Annotated in this window: 13 protein-coding genes; 11 read left to right on the forward strand and 2 right to left on the reverse strand. The window is 60.9% G+C overall.

Going from position 1 to position 17,222, the window contains the following annotated elements:
- Positions 1–237: 237 nt before the first annotated feature.
- Positions 238–1,629 carry an amino acid permease gene (locus JOY50_RS21880; protein WP_243055826.1) on the forward strand — a complete coding sequence of 464 codons (1,392 nt, stop codon included), beginning with the start codon at positions 238–240 and terminating at the stop codon, positions 1,627–1,629.
- Between the two features lie 67 nt (positions 1,630–1,696).
- Here the strand turns inward: JOY50_RS21880 and JOY50_RS21885 are convergent, their stop codons facing one another.
- On the reverse strand, positions 1,697–2,560 hold the full coding sequence (locus tag JOY50_RS21885) for a LysR family transcriptional regulator (protein WP_132844326.1): 864 nt from the start codon (positions 2,558–2,560) through the stop codon (positions 1,697–1,699).
- A gap of 302 nt (positions 2,561–2,862) precedes the next feature.
- Between JOY50_RS21885 and JOY50_RS21890 the strand changes: the two genes are divergently transcribed.
- The 3 genes from JOY50_RS21890 to JOY50_RS21900 all read left to right on the forward strand — a co-directional run bounded on the left by JOY50_RS21890 (position 2,863) and on the right by JOY50_RS21900 (position 7,612).
- Positions 2,863–4,404: an MFS transporter gene (locus JOY50_RS21890; protein WP_243055828.1), complete on the forward strand. Its 1,542-nt coding sequence runs from the start codon at positions 2,863–2,865 to the stop codon at positions 4,402–4,404.
- Between the two features lie 189 nt (positions 4,405–4,593).
- Complete coding sequence (locus JOY50_RS21895) at positions 4,594–5,079, forward strand: hypothetical protein (RefSeq protein WP_243055829.1); 486 nt, start codon at positions 4,594–4,596, stop codon at positions 5,077–5,079.
- A gap of 139 nt (positions 5,080–5,218) precedes the next feature.
- On the forward strand, positions 5,219–7,612 hold the full coding sequence (locus JOY50_RS21900) for a TonB-dependent siderophore receptor (RefSeq protein ID WP_243055831.1): 2,394 nt from the start codon (positions 5,219–5,221) through the stop codon (positions 7,610–7,612).
- A gap of 96 nt (positions 7,613–7,708) precedes the next feature.
- On the opposite strand, the gene JOY50_RS21905 is transcribed toward JOY50_RS21900, so the two are convergent.
- The gene (locus JOY50_RS21905; protein WP_243055832.1) at positions 7,709–8,356 is read right to left on the reverse strand and encodes a TetR/AcrR family transcriptional regulator; all 648 of its coding nucleotides are present in this window, start codon (positions 8,354–8,356) and stop codon (positions 7,709–7,711) included.
- Positions 8,357–8,478: 122 nt separating this feature from the next.
- On the opposite strand from JOY50_RS21905, the gene JOY50_RS21910 reads away from it, so the two are divergent.
- The 7 genes from JOY50_RS21910 (at position 8,479) to JOY50_RS21940 (ending at position 16,057) form a co-directional block, all read left to right on the forward strand.
- Entirely contained in the window at positions 8,479–10,515 is a 2,037-nt protein-coding gene (locus tag JOY50_RS21910) for an NADH:flavin oxidoreductase (RefSeq protein ID WP_059395873.1), read from the forward strand.
- A gap of 126 nt (positions 10,516–10,641) precedes the next feature.
- Positions 10,642–11,949: a Xaa-Pro peptidase family protein gene (locus JOY50_RS21915; RefSeq protein ID WP_243055833.1), complete on the forward strand. Its 1,308-nt coding sequence runs from the start codon at positions 10,642–10,644 to the stop codon at positions 11,947–11,949.
- A 13-nt stretch (positions 11,950–11,962) separates the two neighbouring features.
- A complete protein-coding gene (locus JOY50_RS21920) occupies positions 11,963–12,772 on the forward strand; it encodes an amino acid ABC transporter ATP-binding protein (protein WP_243055834.1) in 810 nt (269 codons plus the stop codon).
- Positions 12,772–13,413 (forward strand): amino acid ABC transporter permease, encoded by a 642-nt coding sequence (locus JOY50_RS21925; RefSeq protein WP_016489256.1) that lies wholly within the window; start codon positions 12,772–12,774, stop codon positions 13,411–13,413. Before JOY50_RS21920 ends, JOY50_RS21925 begins: the two co-directional genes overlap by 1 nt.
- Positions 13,410–14,069: an amino acid ABC transporter permease gene (locus JOY50_RS21930; protein WP_016501666.1), complete on the forward strand. Its 660-nt coding sequence runs from the start codon at positions 13,410–13,412 to the stop codon at positions 14,067–14,069. Before JOY50_RS21925 ends, JOY50_RS21930 begins: the two co-directional genes overlap by 4 nt.
- A 58-nt stretch (positions 14,070–14,127) precedes the next feature.
- On the forward strand, positions 14,128–14,961 hold the full coding sequence (locus tag JOY50_RS21935) for an ABC transporter substrate-binding protein (protein WP_243055835.1): 834 nt from the start codon (positions 14,128–14,130) through the stop codon (positions 14,959–14,961).
- Positions 14,962–15,052: 91 nt separating this feature from the next.
- Entirely contained in the window at positions 15,053–16,057 is a 1,005-nt protein-coding gene (locus JOY50_RS21940; RefSeq protein ID WP_243055836.1) for an Ldh family oxidoreductase, read from the forward strand.
- The last annotated feature ends 1,165 nt before the right edge of the window (positions 16,058–17,222 follow it).

Consider the following 17,222-nt stretch of genomic DNA (forward strand, 5'->3'; position numbering starts at 1 on the left):
TGGCGGTAATGGAACTGCCCTGTCGTGATCGAACAGTTCCGGGGCGTTCTCGTGTAATTTCCCGCAGCCCTGCAAGGCTTAAATGAAGCCCGAACCGCACGGACACGTTGCTCTGTGATGCGCGCCAAAGATCAACAACAGCGCGCGAGCAGCCTGTCGACTTACTGATTTGAAAGGAGATATTTTCGCCTAAGCCTGCCCGTCCTTCCTTGTGTCAGCAAAAAGAGAACAACATCAATGAGCACCGTGGGATCTGATGGCAACCTTGCACAAGGTTTCAAGCCTCGTCATGTAACGATGCTGTCCATCGCCGGCATCATCGGCGCCGGACTTTTCGTAGGCTCTGGTCACGCCATCGCGGCGGCCGGGCCAGCAACCATAGTTTCTTATTTCGTGGCCGGAACCCTGGTGGTACTGGTCATGCGCATGCTCGGCGAAATGGCCGTGGCACACCCTGACACCGGATCGTTTTCCACCTACGCCGACCAGGCCATCGGCCGCTGGGCCGGCTACACCATCGGTTGGCTGTACTGGTGGTTCTGGGTGTTGGTAATCCCTATCGAAGCGCTGGCTGCCGGGCATGTGCTGAACGCCTGGTTCCCCCAGGTAGACAGCTGGATCTTCGCCCTGGCCTCGGTGCTGCTGCTGGCCTGCACCAACCTGTTCAGCGTGGCCAAGTACGGTGAGTTCGAGTTCTGGTTCGCCATCCTGAAGGTTACGGCGATTCTGGGTTTCATCGGCCTGGGCTTTGCCGCGCTGATGGGCTGGCTGCCCAACCGCGAGGTCAGCGGCCTGAGCGGGCTGATGGCCGAGTACGGCGGCTTTGCACCGAAGGGCTGGTCGGCAGTGGTCGGTGCGTTCATCACCGTGATGTTCAGCTTCATCGGCACCGAGGCGGTGACCATCGCCGCGTCCGAATCCAGCGACCCGTCGCGCAACATCGCCAAAGCCACCCGCTCGGTGATCTGGCGTATCAGCACCTTCTACATCCTGTCGATCTTCGTGATCATCTCGGTGGTGCCGTGGAACGACCCGCAGTTGGCGGTGGTTGGCTCGTACCAGCGTGCGCTGGAAATCATGAACATCCCCAATGCGTCGTTCATGGTCGACCTGGTGGTGCTGGTGGCGGTGACCAGCTGCATGAACTCGTCGATCTACATTGCTTCGCGGATGATGTATTCGCTGGCCAAGCGCGGTGACGCCCCGGCCTTCCTCAACAAGACCTCCAGAGTTGGCGTACCGCGCGCTGCAGTGTTTGGCAGTACCCTGATCGGCGCAGCCATCGCCATCCTCAACTACTTTGCGCCCAAGGGGGTGTTTGAATTCCTGCTGGCCAGCTCTGGTGCCATCGCCCTGCTGGTGTACATGGTCATCGCCATCTCGCAGCTGCGCATGCGCCGCCGCCTGGAGCGGGAGAACACCGAGCTGAAGTTCCGCATGTGGCTGTTCCCGTACCTGACCTGGGCGGTGATCGTCTTCATTGCCGGGGCGCTGGCAGTGATGATGTACACGCCCGAGCACCGGGTGGAGGTGAGTTCCACACTGGGCCTGGCGATCGTGATTTCCTTCCTGGGGATCGTGACCTCGCGCGGCCATGCGCAACCGGTGGGGGCGCGGTCGATGGGGTGATTGAGTTCACCATGCGGTAAGGCGAGGGGCACCCGTGGATGGTGCCCTTTGTTTTTCAGGGCGACTGTCAGGCCTTCATCATCTCGATGTACCTCATCACTGCCGGCGCTTTTTCGAACCGCCGGTGGATCAGGCTCAGCCACGAACTGGCCTGGCAATCGACGATCTGCCGGTAATTCACCTGCGGCAGATTAATGCGCTGCACCACCGATGCCGGGACTACGGCAATGCCTTGCCCAAGGGATACCAAGGTAATCACGGCCACCAGGCTGCCGGGTTGTGGGCCAAGCCTGGGAACGAAACCACCTTGCGCCGCCACTTCCAGCGTGCCGGAAATCTGCTCGGGCAGGATGAAGGTTTCGTTGGCCAGGCGCGAGGCCGGGATCTGCGGCACTTCGTTGATCCGCGAGCTGGCGGGCAGGGCGAGAACGAAACCTTCCTGATGCAAGGCGATGGCTTCCAATTCGTCAGGCAGCTCCATCGGTGAGCGCACGTAGGCAAGGTCGAGCAAGCCGTCGCGGACCATGCCGGGCAGTTCGGCCATGGGCAGTTCACGGATATTCAGGCGCACGCCAGGGCAGGTTTCGCTATAGCGGCTGACTTGCTGCTGGAGCATGCCCGAGTAGGCGGCCGAGGCAACGTAGCCCAGTTCGATACGCCCGCTTTCGCCACGGGCGGCCTTTTGGGCGCCCAGTTGCGCCGCATCGAACTGGCGCACGGCGTGCTCCGCCTCGATCAACAGCGCCTGGCCGGCGGCGGTCAGGTTGACCTCGCGCTGGCTGCGCTCGAACAGGCGTACGCCCAGTTCGCGCTCCATGTCCTGGATCTGCCGGCTGAGGGTGGGCGGGGCGATGCCCAGTTGCTCGGCGGCACGGGTGAAGTGGCCGTGGCGGGCGACGCAAAGGAAATAGCGGAAATGGCGGATTTCCATGGGTGTTACCTACAGGGTAATGACGCGAGCCGCCGGGGCTAACAAGCCTTGGCGCAGGCGGGGGTATGGTAAGGCCAACACTACAAGGCTGGTGGCTTGGCGGCAAAGCCTGCCTGTGCAATTGCAGGGACCGCTGTGCGGTCCATCGCCGGCAAGCCAGCTCCTACAGGTATTGCGCAACCTCGAACACGACGCGGCCCCTGTGGGAGCTGGCTTGCCGGCGATGGAGCGCGCAGCGGTCCCGGCGATCCCGCAGGTTAAAGGCACTTCAAACCAGCCAGCTCAGCTTCCGGAGCCCCATCATGCCCTCTGCACGTTTTACCCTGCTCACTGCCTCTCTGGTTTGCGCCCTGATCATTCTCGACACCAACATCGTCGCGGTCAGCCTGCCCAGTATCGCTCGCGACCTGTCCGGCTCGTTCGCCGACATCGAATGGGTGGTCAGCGCCTACCTGCTGGCCTTCGCCGCCTGCCTGTTGCCCGCCGGCAGCCTGGCCGACCGTTTTGGCCGGCGGCGCATGCTGCTGCTCGGCCTGGTGCTGTTCGGTTTGGCCTCGCTGGCGTGTGGTGCCGCGCCCAGCCTGCTGTTCCTTGACCTGGCCAGGGCCGCCAAGGGTGTGGGGGCTGCGTTGTTGCTGACCTCGGCCCTGGCCGCGATCGGTAACCGCTTTCATGAGCCGCAAGAGCGCATGCGCGCCTGGGCTTTCTGGGGTGCCTGCATGGGCGCCACCATCACCTTTGCGCCGCTGTTAGGCGGGATAATCGCCAGCACCCTGGGCTGGCGCTGGATCTTCTACATCAACCTGCCGCTGGTAGCGCTGCTTGCAGTGATGGTGATGCGCAGTGTCGAGGAATCCCGCGACAGTGCCGCAGCCCGGCTCGACCCATGGGGCAGCCTGACCTTCGCCGGCAGCCTGGGCTACCTGATCTGGGCGATGATCGATGCCAACCAGGTGGGCTGGGGCAGCGCGCAAACCCTTGGGCGGCTGGTGATCAGCGCCTTCCTGTTCGGCCTGTTCGTCATGGTCGAGCGCAGCCAGGCACGGCCGATGATCGACCTGCGGCTGATGCGCAGCGGGCGTTTCGTCGGCGCCTTGCTGGGCATGTTCGCGTACGCCGCTTGCGCCCAGGTGATGATGACTTTGCTGCCGCTGTACCTGCAAAACGGCCTGCAACTGTCCGCATTGGCAGCCGGGGCCGGCATGCTGCCGTTTGCTGTGGCCATGTTGCTGACCCCGCGCTTGGGCATGCGCCTGGCGGCGCACTTGAGCCCGGCGCAGGTATTCGCCTTTGGCCTGGTGCTGGTGGGGGTGGGCAACCTGCTGTGTGCCTGGGCCGCCGGGTTTGGCGGCTATGCAGCCTTCGCCCTGGCCAGCCTGGTGCTGGGGGCAGGTGCCGGGCTGCTAAATGGCGACACCCAGAAAAACATCATGGCGTGCGTGCCACGCCAGCGTACCGGGATGGCTTCCGGGTTGAGTACAACTACGCGCTTCGGGGCCATCGTCCTGGCTATCGGTTTACTGGGTGGCGTACTGGCCGCCCGCAGCGGGCAATTGCTTCACGAAGCCCTGGTTGCCGTAGCGCCATCGCAAGTGGGCCAGGTTGCTGCGATGGCCACGCGGGTAGCGGCGGGCGACCTGCAGGCGGCCCTGGCGCTGCTTGATCCGGGCTTGCGTGAAGCGGTGGCACCCTTGGCCCGCCAGGCGTTCATGGGTGGCTTCGAGGCCGTGTTGCAGGTTGCGGGCCTTGCAGCGCTGGTGTTCGCAGTGGTGGTGGGCGTGCTGCTGAGCCGCCCGCTGCCCGCTATGCAGGAAACGCTACTGGCGCAAAGCCAACCCCTGTAAAAGGCCTGTATCCACACCGGCAAAACCGCTTTGAAACCGCACTCGGATGAGTAGGTAGCTGACCGCAGTTATTTCACCCTTGCGCGCAACTAATACAACCGGAAAATGTCATTTCACTGCGCGCCAGCAATGGCGCGTGGATGAGGCTGGCGCTGGCCAGTAAAACTATGCCGAGGCAAGGAGCTTCCCGTGCACAACGACGACTATTCCGACCAGCTATCAATCCCGGCGGACCAACTACCGCCAGGCGTTTTCCCGCCGATGCCGGGCTTCACCATCGCCGACCTGCTTTATGTTGCTTATCAACCCACTGAAACGCTACTTGAAAAGCGCGATATCGACCCAGGCCTGATTCGCGAAACCAGCATCGCGTTTGCCAGCCATCTGTATCAGGCGCTGGAAAGAGAGGATATCCAGTATCAGATCGCGAGCTGGTACCAGAAGCCCTATGACCACCCTGAAAAGCGTGTGCACAGTGTGGAAATCATCGCTGAACAATCCGGGACCATAACGGTAAAAGCTGTCGCTGATTCATTGAAGGGCTCACCGCTGCGGCAACTGGGTAAAGACTTCTATATGGAATACATCGAGCTGGCCGGTTATGCCATCAAGAACCACATCCTGAAGTTGAACGACCCCGAGTTTGACCCGTTTGCGAACCGCGATAGTGAATAACGTTTAAGTGCTGGAGGCGCCCGCGATGTGGTGCCTCCCGCTACCCGAAAAATAAATGAGGTGTTTTCTCATTCTCGTTCGGCTTGTAGAGAAGGCCGGAATACAGGCCAGCCCGCCGACCCCTCTACGGAGCGAGAAAATGAGTTTGACCCCGGTTTCACAGCGCCATCCTTTGAGCCGTGCTGTGCACGCTGCTTTCCTGGGCCTGGTTGTCAGCAGCGCTGCGCTGCCTGCGTTTGCGCAAGCAGCAACCGCTGAGCACAACAACCAGGTCCAGCAATGGAACATTCCTGGTGGCCCACTGGCGCCGGCGCTTGACCACTTTGCGCGCCAGGCCGGTATCAGCCTGTCCTTCGACGCACAGAGCGTAGCCAACCGCAACACGGCGGGCGTGCAGGGCGCGTTGGGCACGTCGGCTGCACTCTCGTCGTTGTTGCAGGGGACCGAGCTTCAGGCTGAGCAGCAAGGCCCGAGTGCTTACCTGGTGGTACCCCAGCCAAAGCCGGCCGGCCCGCTGGAACTGGGCGCGACCGAGGACTACCGCCTGGCGCCCGTCATCATCAATGCCAAGGTCAAGGCCAGCGCCGACGATGACACCAACTCGGTGGTTGCCAAGGAACTGTGGGTGGGCGGCAAGGTGGCGACCAGCATCCTCAACACGCCCGCTTCCGTGTCTGTGGTTACCAACAAGGAAATGCAGCAGCGCAGCGTCAGCACCACGGAAGAGGCGCTGCAATACACCCCAGGTGTGGTCAGCGACTTCTACGGCTCGGACGACCGCAACGACTACTTCCAGATCCGCGGCTTCCAAGCCACCACTTACCGTGACGGCCTGACCTTGAGCTCGATGCGTGGTGTGCGCGAAGACCCGTTCGCCTACGAGCGCATCGAAATTCTGCGCGGCGCCAACTCCACCCTGTTCGGCCCGGCAGACCCAGGCGGCTCGGTCAACTTCGTGACCAAACAGCCGCGCTTCGAAAAATTTGGCCAGGGCTACGTGACCTACGGCTCGTATGACCACGCCGAGACAGGGATCGATGTCGGCGACGCCCTGAACGACGAACAGACGCTGGCCGGCCGCTTTACTGCCAAGATGCAGAACAGCGACCGTGAGTACGACCACTCGCAGGACGATAACCGGTTCGTGATGGGCGGCCTGACCTGGGCGCCTACCGACTTCACTTCGGCGACCATGATCCTCGACTACCTGAAGACCAACAGCTCGCCAAACAGCGGTGGCTACCCACTGGACAAGGAATACGACCGCAGCGATTTCTACGGCGAGCCTGGCTACAACTTCCACGATGTCGAGCGCACCAGCCTCAGCGGCAACATCACCCACGACTTCGACAACGGCTTCACGCTGCGCGGCAACCTGCGCTACAGCGAGCTGAGCGATGACTTTGGCTATGTCTACCTGAGCGACAGCGCTTCGCGGGTTGGCACCACCATACCGCGCTACGTGTTCGGCACCGACAGCGATGCCGATCAGCTCAACGGCAACCTGATGCTGCAATACGATGCCCAGTTCGAGCACATCGACAGCAGCACCCTGGTGGGTGTGGAATACCTCGACTCCACCACCAAACAGAGCTCCGTATACAGCCTGGCGCCCTCCATCGATATCGCCAACCCAGTGTTCACCGGCGTGCCGGGCGGCATCACGCCCTATACCCGCAAGAAGAACGACGCCACCACCAAGGCCGTGTTCCTGCAGCAGAACCTGTCCTTCTATGACCGCTTGATCGCTACAGCGGGTGTGCGTAATGACTCCATGGACCTGTCCAGCACGGAGTACGTCGGCGGGGTGAGCAGGCAAAGCGACAACTTCTCTGAAACGTCCTACCGTGGCGCGCTGACTTACATCGTCAACGATGAAGTCTCCACTTATGTGAGCATGGTGGAATCGGTTTCGCCTCCGCAGGTTGGCGTAACGCCGCAGACCGGCAGGCAGTACGAAGTGGGTGTGAAGTACTCGCCACTGGGCATGGATGCGTTGTTCTCTGCTGCTGTTTACGACCTGACCCAGGAAAACGTCACCATCGCCGTGGTGCTGCCGAGCGGCATCATCGAGCAGCAGACGGTGGGCGAGTCACGTGCCCGTGGCCTGGACCTGGAAGCCAAGGCGCAAGTCACGCAAAACCTCAGCCTGATCGGTGCCTATTCCTACATGGAAACCGAGGTGCTGCGCGGTGCGCTGTATGACGGCAGTTCGCTCAAAGGCAAGGAATTCACTGTGGCGCCGAAGCATACGGCTTCGCTGTGGAGCTACTACGACATTGCCAACACTGATGTGAGCGTTGGTCTCGGTGCCAGGTACGTTGGTGGTTATTACATGGATGCTGCCAACACCAAGAAAAGCGATGGCACCACGCTGTTTGACGCGGCCTTGAACTACAAGATTGCCAAAGGGACTGACCTTGCCCTGAATGTCAGCAACCTGTTTGACGAGCAGCATGTGGTGGGGTCGGGGACGGCGAACTATTACAACCCGGGGCGTGAGGTTACGGCCAAGGTGAGTTACAGCTGGTAATACGGCTAGGGGATGGCACGGGTTGCGCCCTGTTCACCGGCAAACCCGTGCCCACAGGTGCGCAAATCCTGAAGCTTGCAAAGGCCCCGGTGTTTGTCAGGCGCTCAAATCGGCACTGCTAAAACCGTTGCGCTGATAAAAGCGCTCCAGCTCACGCGCCTCCGGCTCCCTGCCGGTGAAAATCTTCAGGTACTCGGGGATGTAGCGCATGCGCTGGGCCAAGGGCTCCCGGGTTTTCATGCTGATGTAGCCGATTTGCGTAAGGTAGATCGACCGGGCGCGGGTAATCGCTGCATCATCTTCAAAGCCGAAACGGTCAAACATCTGCCGCAATGCCTCGACGCGTTGCGCGTCTGCCTGGCCGATTTCCTGCGCCACTTCCGGTGACTGCAGCGCCCAGCTGCGCATGGCGAACTCGAATTGCGAGTCGAACAATTCGCTGTTCAGCCAGCAGTCGAAGACGTTGAGAATCGCCTCCGTAATCGACTCGGCATAGGCCTGGGACTGGGTCACCAGGTTGAAGGTGTTCTTGTTTTTCCATTGCTCGATCAAGGCTACGAGCAAGGCATCGCGGTCTTCGAAAAACCAGTAGAAGCTGGTGCGCGACAAATTCAGTTTTTTTGCCAGCGGCATCACGCGCACGGCATCGACACCTGACTCGGTCAGGCTTTCATAGGCCGCATTCAGCCAGCCTTCCAGTGAGCCTCGGCCTGCGGGTTCCGCCTTTGAGGTGGCGCCTTTCATGGGCATTTCTCCCTTTTCAATCTGCTATTTTTGGCGACTGTACACCATCGTCAAGAGTATTGACACCTGTGTACAGAGGGGCATATTGTCGGCTTGCCTGATGACCTGTTTGCGAGACCGATATGAAAAACGATCCGCTACTTCAGCCTTATCGCCTCAAGCATCTGACCCTGCGCAACCGCATCATCACCACTTCCCACGAACCGGCTTACCCGGAAGACGGGATGCCGAAAAAACTCTACCGGGCCTACCACGTCGAGCGTGCCAAAGCCGGCGTAGCCATGACCATGACCGCAGGCTCCGCCGCGATCTCCCGTGACAGCCCACCCGTGTTCAACAACATTCTGGCCTACAAGGACGAAGTGGTCGGCTGGATGAAAGACCTGACCGATGAGTGCCACGAACATGGCGCGGCGGTGATGATCCAGCTCACTCACCTGGGCCGGCGTACCCGCTGGGACAAAGGCGACTGGCTACCGGTGGTGTCACCCTCCCACAACCAGGAACCCGCACACCGCGCCTTCCCCAAGCAGCTGGAACATTGGGACATCGACCGCATCATTGGCGACTACGCTGATGCCGCCGAACGCATGAAGGCCGCCGGCCTGGATGGCATCGAGCTGCAAGCCTACGGCCACTTGATGGACCAGTTCTGGTCGCCCCTGACCAACGAACTGGAAGGGCCGTACGGCGGCTCGCTGCAAAACCGCCTGCGTTTCACCTTCGATGTGCTCACGGCCATTCGCAAACGCGTGGGCCCCGAGTTTATTGTCGGCATCCGCTACACCGGGGACGAAGTGCTTGCCGGTGGCCTGCAAAAAGAGGAGGGCTTGCAGATCTCTCAACTGTTGAAAGACAGTGGCATGATCGACTTCCTTAATGTGATCCGCGGCAATATCGCCACCGACGCCGGGCTGACCGACATCATCCCAATCCAGGGCATGCGCAATGCGCCGCACCTGGACTTTGCCGGTGAAATCAGGGCGCTGACCGGCTTCCCGACCTTCCATGCAGCGAAGATTCCCGACGTGGCCACGGCGCGTCATGCCATTGCCTCGGGGTTGGTGGACATGGTCGGCATGACCCGCGCGCACATGACCGACCCGCACATCGTGCGCAAGATCATCGAAGGCCGTGAAGACGATATCCGCCCATGCGTGGGCGCCAACTATTGCCTGGACCGCATTTACAACGCTGGCGCTGCCTATTGCATCCACAATGCCGCGACCGGGCGTGAAACCACCATGCCCCATGAAATACCCAAGGCGGTGCACAAGCGCAAAGTGGTGATTGTGGGCGCCGGCCCTGGTGGCCTGGAGGCGGCACGTGTGGCAGGGGAGCGCGGCCACGAGGTGGTGGTGTACGAGCTGGCGGACAAACCCGGCGGGCAGATTCGCCTGACCGCGCAGTCCGAGCGGCGCAAAGAAATGATCAGCATCATCGATTGGCGCATGGCGCAATGCGAGCGCCTTGGCGTGACGTTCCACTTCAACACCTGGGCAGACACCGCGGTTGTGCTCGATGAAAATGCCGACGTGGTGATCGTGGCCACCGGGGGCATGCCGCACACCGAAGTGCTGGCCCACGGCAATCAGTTTCTGGTTTCAAGCTGGGACATCATTTCTGGCGACGTGAAGCCTGGGCGCAATGTGCTGGTGTATGACGATGCGGGCGACCACGCCGGCCTGCAAGCCGCAGAATTCATAGCCCGCAGTGGTGCCAAGACCGAAATCATGACCCCCGACCGCTCGTTCGCACCAGAAGTCATGGGTATGAACCTGGTGCCCTACATGCGCTCGTTACAGCAACTGGACACCACCTTCACCGTCACCTACCGGCTCAAGGCTGTTGAGAAACAAGGCGACCAGTTGCTGGCCACGATCGGCACCGATTACAGCGACCTGACTAAAACGCGCCTGGTGGACCAGGTGGTGGTCAACCACGGCACCCGGCCGCTGGACGAGCTGTATTTCGAACTCAAACCCCTGGCCAGCAACGAAGGCGCTGTGGAGTACATGGACCTGATTGTCGGCAAGCCGCAAACCGTTGTCAGCAACCCCGAAGGGCGCTTCCAGTTGTTCCGCATTGGTGATGCAGTGGCGTCGCGCAATACCCATGCGGCCATCTACGATGCCCTGCGGCTGGTCAAGGACCTGTAGCTACCGTGTGTTGCCCACAACAATAAAGACAGCCGTCACCCGATTTAGAAACCTTAAGTTACTGCCCCGAAAGTTGGTCTGACTGAATTTGATGAACATCAAACTCTTCCCAGCGGAGGTTGTTGCATGCAAACGGGTTCTGATTCCATTGAGCTGCTCACTGCGTTAACCGAACGCGACCTGCGCTTTCGCAGCGATGCCAAGGTCACTGAACATGCCATCGCGCCGGTCGACACGGCGTTACTCGATGCGTATGCCGCCATCGACCGCAAAGCCTTGCGCCATTACCGCCTGGAGCGCATTCGCGAGCAACTGCGCGCCGAGGATTACGCCGGCATTCTGTTGGCCGACCCGATCAATATTCGCTATGCCACCGACACCAATAACCTTGGTTTGTGGGTGATGCACTCGCCCAGCCGCTATGTGTTCGTGGCCACCGACGGCCCGGTGGTGCTGTTCGAGTTCACCAGCAGCCGGCACAACAGCGAGCACGTTGAAACCATCGATGAAATTCGCCCGGCGATTCCCTGGCTGTATTTTCTTGCCGGCCCCCGCGTGCAGGAAAAAGCCGAGCGCTGGGCACAGGAGGTGGCAGACCTGATGGCCCGCCACGGTGGCGGCAACCGCCGCTTGGCAGTGGACCGCTGCGACCCTTGGGGTGCGCAGCGCCTGACGCAACAGGGCATTGAGCTGTTCGATGCGCAGCCCTTGATGGAGCAGGCACGCCTGATCAAATCGGCTGAAGAAGTGGCCAGCCACCGGGTGTCCATGGGCGTGTGCGACCTGGCCATTGCCCGCATGCGCACAAGCCTGGTGCCAGGGGTTACCGAAAACCAGCTGTGGAGCATCATGCACGGCACCAACGTCGCGCACGGCGGCGAGTGGGCGGAAAGCCGCTTGCTCAGCTCCGGGCCGCGCACCAATCCGTGGTTTCAGGACGCCACCGACAAGGTCATCAAGGCAGGTGAAATGGTCTGCTTCGACACCGACATGGTCGGCCCCGGCGGTTACCTTTCAGACATCTCGCGCAGCTTCATCTGCCCCGGCAAGGCGCCGACCATGGCCCAACGCGACTTGCTGGATATCGCCTCGCAGCAGATCAACCACAACGTCGAGCTGCTGCGCCCGGGCCTGTCCTTTCGCGAGTTTGCCGAACACTGCTGGCCGGTGCCCAAGCGCTTTGAGCACAACCGCTACATGATGATGCTGCACGGCGTCGGGCTGGTGGACGAGTACCCCAGCGTCGCCTACGCCGTGGATTTCGCCGAGTGGGGCTACGACGGCCTGTTCCAGGAAAACATGGTGGTGTCGGTGGAAAGTTACATTGGTGAGCAAGGCGGTGGGGAAGGGGTGAAGCTCGAAGAACAGGTGCTGATCAGCGCCAACGGGCCGATCAAACTCTCGCGCACGCCCTTAGTCGACGGCGATCGATAGCTGGAGCAAAACCATGAGCAGCATGACCGTGATTGAAACCGCACCCACCTTGGCGCCGCGGCCGGTGGCCAGCGCCGAACCGTTCTTGCGCCTGGAGGGCATTCATAAACAGTTTGGCCCTTACCCCGTGTTGCACGACGTGTGTTTTGAAATGAACAAGGGCGAGGTGGTGGCCATTATCGGCCCCAGCGGGTCGGGCAAAAGTACCTTGCTGCGCTGCATCAACCAACTGGAGCCGCCGACCAAGGGACGTGTCAGCATGGATGGCGTGCATATCGAAGCGGGCAAGGCGTTGCCCCGTACCGAGCTGCTCAAGTTGCGCCGGCGCATTGGCATGGTGTTCCAGTCGTTCAATCTGTTCCCGCACCTGACGGTGCTGCGCAACGTCAGCCTGGCGCAAATCCGCACCCTGGGCCGCAGCCCCAAAGAAGCCGACGCCCGCTCCTTGCAACTGCTCGAACGCGTCGGGCTGGCTGACAAGGCCCAGCATTATCCCGCGCGCTGTTCCGGTGGCCAGCAGCAACGCATCGCCATCGCCCGCGCCCTGGCATTGGACCCTGAGCTGATGCTGTTCGATGAGCCGACTTCGGCGCTGGACCCCGAGCTGGGCCTGGAGGTGCTGGCGGTGATGAAAGAGCTGGCCAGCGAAGGCATGTCGATGATTGTGGTAACCCACGAGATGCACTTCGCCGAGACCGTGTCTGACCGGGTGGTGGTGATGGCTGACGGGCGCATCATCGAGCACGGGCCAAGCCAGCAGGTGATGCGCGAGCCCCAGCATGAACGGGTGGTGCAGTTTCTCCAGGCCGTGAGGAATCGCTGATGCAAGACATCCTGATGATGCTGTTGAACGGCGTGCCCTGGACCATTGCCGTTACCGTGCTCGCATTCTGTGTGGGCGTAGTGCTGGGGTTTCCGATCTGTGCCCTGCGCATGTCCAGGGTCAAGGTGCTGAGTGTGCTGGCTGCCATGCTGGTACTGACCCTGCGCTCGATCCCCCCGATTGTCTGGCTGTTTTTCATCTTCTTCGGCATCGGTGGCGGCTATGTCAGCCTGTCGCCGTTTACCGCAGCGGTAGTTGGCCTGGGGCTGATTACGGCGGCGCACATGTCCGAGGTGTACCGCGGTGCGTTCGCGGCAATTCCCGCCGGCCAGTTCGAAGCCGCCTATGCGCTTAACCTGTCAGCGCCGCAACGGTTTTTCGATGTGGTGTTGCCGCAGTTGGTGCGTATCGCCATTCCCACCTCAGCCACCTACGCCATTGGCCTGCTGAAGGATTCGGCCGTGGCCTCGACCATTGGCGTGGGTGATATCAGTTTCCAGGCTTATCAGGTTTCACAGCAAACCTTTCAGGGCCTGAGCGTCTACAGCGCGGCGGCGGTGGTGTACCTGGTGCTCAGCGTGCCAGTGGCCCTGTGCTCACGTTGGCTGTCGGCCACGTTGAAACAGAGGATTGCCCGATGAGCGAACTGCTGACGATGTGGGCGCAATGGTTGCCAGAGTTGTGGAAAGGCTTTGTGCTGTCGATGCAGGTGACGGCGGTTAGCCTGGGCCTGGGCGTTGTGCTGGGGCTGTTGCTGGCCCTGGGTGTTTCGGCGCCGAGCCGCTGGTTGCGTTACCCCTCCCTGGTTGTGGTGGAACTGGGGCGTGGTGCACCGGCGTTGATCCTGCTGCAGTACTTCTACTTTGGCCTGCCCAGCGTCAACCTGACCCTGACCTCGTTCTGGGCCGCTGCGCTGGCCATGGCGTACTGCACGGCGGCCTACACCAGTGAAATCATTCGCGGTGGCATCGAGTCGGTGGCCGCAGGGCAAACCGAGGCCGCCGAAGTGATCGGCCTCAACCGGTTCGATGCGCTGCGCTTTGTGATCCTGCCTCAGGCCTTGCGGGTGGCGCTGCCATCCCTGCTGGGGTTCTCGATCATGATGTTCCAGGCCTCGTCGCTGTGTTTCACCATCGCCCTGCCAGAAATTGTCAGCCGGGCATCCTCCATTGGCTCCTCCACGTTCGAGTACATGCCGGTGCTGATACTGGCCGGTTTGATGTATGCCGCTGTCTGTGCCCCGGCGACCCTGGGCGTGGCAGCGCTGGAAAAAAGACTGGCACCCAGCCAGCCATAACAACAAATGCCACTCGCGCCGTTTTCGGCTGCTGCTCTCTTATTGCAAAGGTGACGTCATGACTCGCTCATTCAAACGTTTTACCCGTTGGATGCTCTTGTGCTCCACCTTGGCCGGCGCCCCGTACGCCCTGGCCGAATGCACCCCCGCGAACCAGTTTGAAACCATCACCCCAGGTGTACTCACCGTGGCGGCGTACGTGTTCCCGCCCTACTCGATACCGGGGCCCAACAACCAGTTGAGCGGCGTGGATGGCGAGATCATCAAGCGCATCGCCGAGCGCGAATGCCTGAAAATCAAAACCATGGTGGTGGACACCGCCGCCGTCGTGCAGGCGGTGGTGGCAAAGCGCGCCGATGTCGGCATCGGCGATTGGTATCGCACGGCAGAGCGCAGCAAGGCATTGGGCTTGTCGGCACCGTTGTACCTGGACGTGATGGGCATTATTTCGGATGAGGGTTACACCAAGATCTCCGAACTGGATGGCAAGCGTATCGGCACCGTGCATGGCTACCTGTGGGTGGACGATTTGAAGAAGGCCTTTGGCGATAACCTGGTGCTTTACCCAAACCCCGTGGCCATGGCCCAGGACTTGGCGTCCAGGCGCATCCAGGTGGGCGCGGACAGCTTCGCGGTGGCCGTTTCGTCGCAGCAGAAGGGCGGCTACCCCGGCAAGAGCATCAAGGTGTCCGAGCCCGATCAACGGGTCAAGGCCACGCTTGAACCCGGGCAGAGCGCCTTCCCGTACACCAAGGCCAACGCAGCCTTGGGCGAGGCGCTGGGCAAAAACATCCAGGCCTTGCACGCCTCGGGCGAAATCGCAGAAATCCTCGCCACGTTTGGCCTGGACCGCGAGGCTGCGAAAGTGGGTGAGCCAAGGATGATTCAGTAAAGGCAATCAAATCCTGCAGGAGCGGCTAACGCCGCCCCCTGCAGGTTCTCAGGCTGCGGCACACCTTCAATCCGAGAACACCGAAGCCACCATGGACGACCACAAACCCGAAAAGCGCCTGTCTCTGGCCGATGCCACCGCCTTTGCACACCAGCTCTGCCTGGCCCACGGCGCCAGCCACGCCGTGGCCTCGGCGCTTGCTGATGCCACGGTATCAGCCCAGGCCCATGGCCAACACGAACTCGGTTTCGGCCATTTGCCGGACTACCTCAGCGGCTTTGCCACCGGCCGAATCGCCCCAGCTGCTGAGCCCATCGTGACCCAGGTCGCGCCGGCCATGATCCGCTGCGACGCGGCCCGAGGCATCGCGCAATTGGGGTTTGATTGCGCTTTCCCACAGCTGTGCAGCAATGCGCATCAACTGGGTATTGCCCTGTTTGCGCAGTTCAACGCTTTTACCTGTGGCGAGTTGGGTTATTACACCCGCCGCCTGGCGCGCGAGGGGCTGGTCGCGTTGGCGTTTACCAATGGTCCACCGCTGCTTACCGTGGCAGGGCAGAGTCGGCCGCTGTATTCCACCAACCCCATCGCATTTGCCGCCGCCAGTGCAAAGGGGCGGTTATTGGCGATTGACCAGGCCAGCAGTGCCACGGCCTACGTGAACCTGTTGCGGGCCGCTGAGGCGGGGGAGGCGATACCGGCAGGCTGGGCGGTTGATGCGCAAGGCAATGAAACGTGTAGTGCGCGGGAGGCACTGCATGGGACGTTGCTGGCGTTTGGGGGTGGGCGGGGGGCCAATATTGCGTTGATGGTTGAGGTGCTTGCGGCGGGGGTGACGGGGGCCAATTGGTCGTTGGATGCAGGCGATTTTCGGGCTGGTAGCGAATCGCCGGGGGCTGGGATGCTGGTGATTGGGATTGCTCCCAGGTTGTTGGACGAGTGCTTTGCTTCAGGGTTGGGGGAGCAGATGAACCGGCTTGAAGCCTTGGGGGTTTACTTGCCGGGCAAGGGGAAGGAGCAAGCTTATGCTCGTGCGGTTCGTGAGGGGATCAGCTTGCCGTTAGCGGCGTACGATGCGTTTGAGGTGGGGGGGTAGTCACACCCTTTGCCACCCGGCTGCGGTAGAGAGAGCGCTCAAGAGCAGCGGTCACGTTGGGGAGGTTTTTGATGCTTACCGGATCGGGTCGGTTCGACTGCCGGTGAGCTTCAGTGGGTGGCCGGGGTAAGTTGAATTGGTCCAATAAGATACTGATTAGGCATCTGAAAATCGGTTAGTGGTTACAGCTGGAATACCAATTGGAATTCTGCAGCAAGTTTCTAGGTCTTGCACCGACCAGTTGGGTCTAACTGTACAACCTGGATAGCTCGCAATAGCCGTTAGCGTGTTGAGGCTATCCAGCATCAGCAGGATGAAGATTGGCACAGGCTTGCCGAGCCGTTAGTCGAAGCCACGAAGGCTTGTCCAGGTTGGCGGTGCTATTGCAGGTAGCGCGGCACTATCCGTTTAGGAATTACAGATCTCATTCAGGCGTACCCCGAGTACCGCCACAGCGTTACGGTTGCCAGCGTTTGCGGTGCGTTCGTTGGCCACTGGCTAAGCATTCAATCCATACTACTTCTCGGCAGGTGGGGCCATCCATTAAATTCCGTCGTGTATGCTGTTGAAGACCAGCGACAGAAAAATGGAGCGTCTATCAAGACCATCCGCGTACTCGGCTCGATTCGGCCAGCCCAGCGCGCGATGATCGCGCCAGGGTGAGGTTTACTCTAAGGCTCTTCCACTCCCGGTGGTGAAGGGTCTTGAGGGGTTGGTGGACAATGCTTAAGGTCGTGACGGCCTGGCCGCTGGCAGTGTGTCTGAAGGCTTTACAGATAAATAGGCTTGTGGCCCTAGGCTTCGACCACTCCTGTCCTGGGCGCCGTAACCTGTTCAGATTATTTACCTGTATGAACAGCCAATGTGGACGTCAACCGCCATTTTGACTAGGGTGTGGCCTTTCGATATTGCTCGCAAGGTGGCCTGCATCAGATGTAAAGAGTTCTTTTGCAGGCTGTCGTGGCGGTGACGCTTGTGGGGAACCCTGCAGCTGCTCGCAGCCATAGAGCGCCAAACGACGATGCTGGTTCAGGTTCGTCTAAGCGGTTAAGGCTCGCCCCCAGGATTACTTATCGCCGAGACGTTATAGATGGTCGGCCCTCTGGGTTACGACCTTTTCTGCTTTGCCCATTTTTCATCAGTCATTGATCCAGCTATCAGCCAA

Origin of the sequence: Pseudomonas sp. BP01 (genome assembly GCF_022760795.1) — a bacterium.
GTDB lineage: Bacteria > Pseudomonadota > Gammaproteobacteria > Pseudomonadales > Pseudomonadaceae > Aquipseudomonas > Aquipseudomonas putida_Q.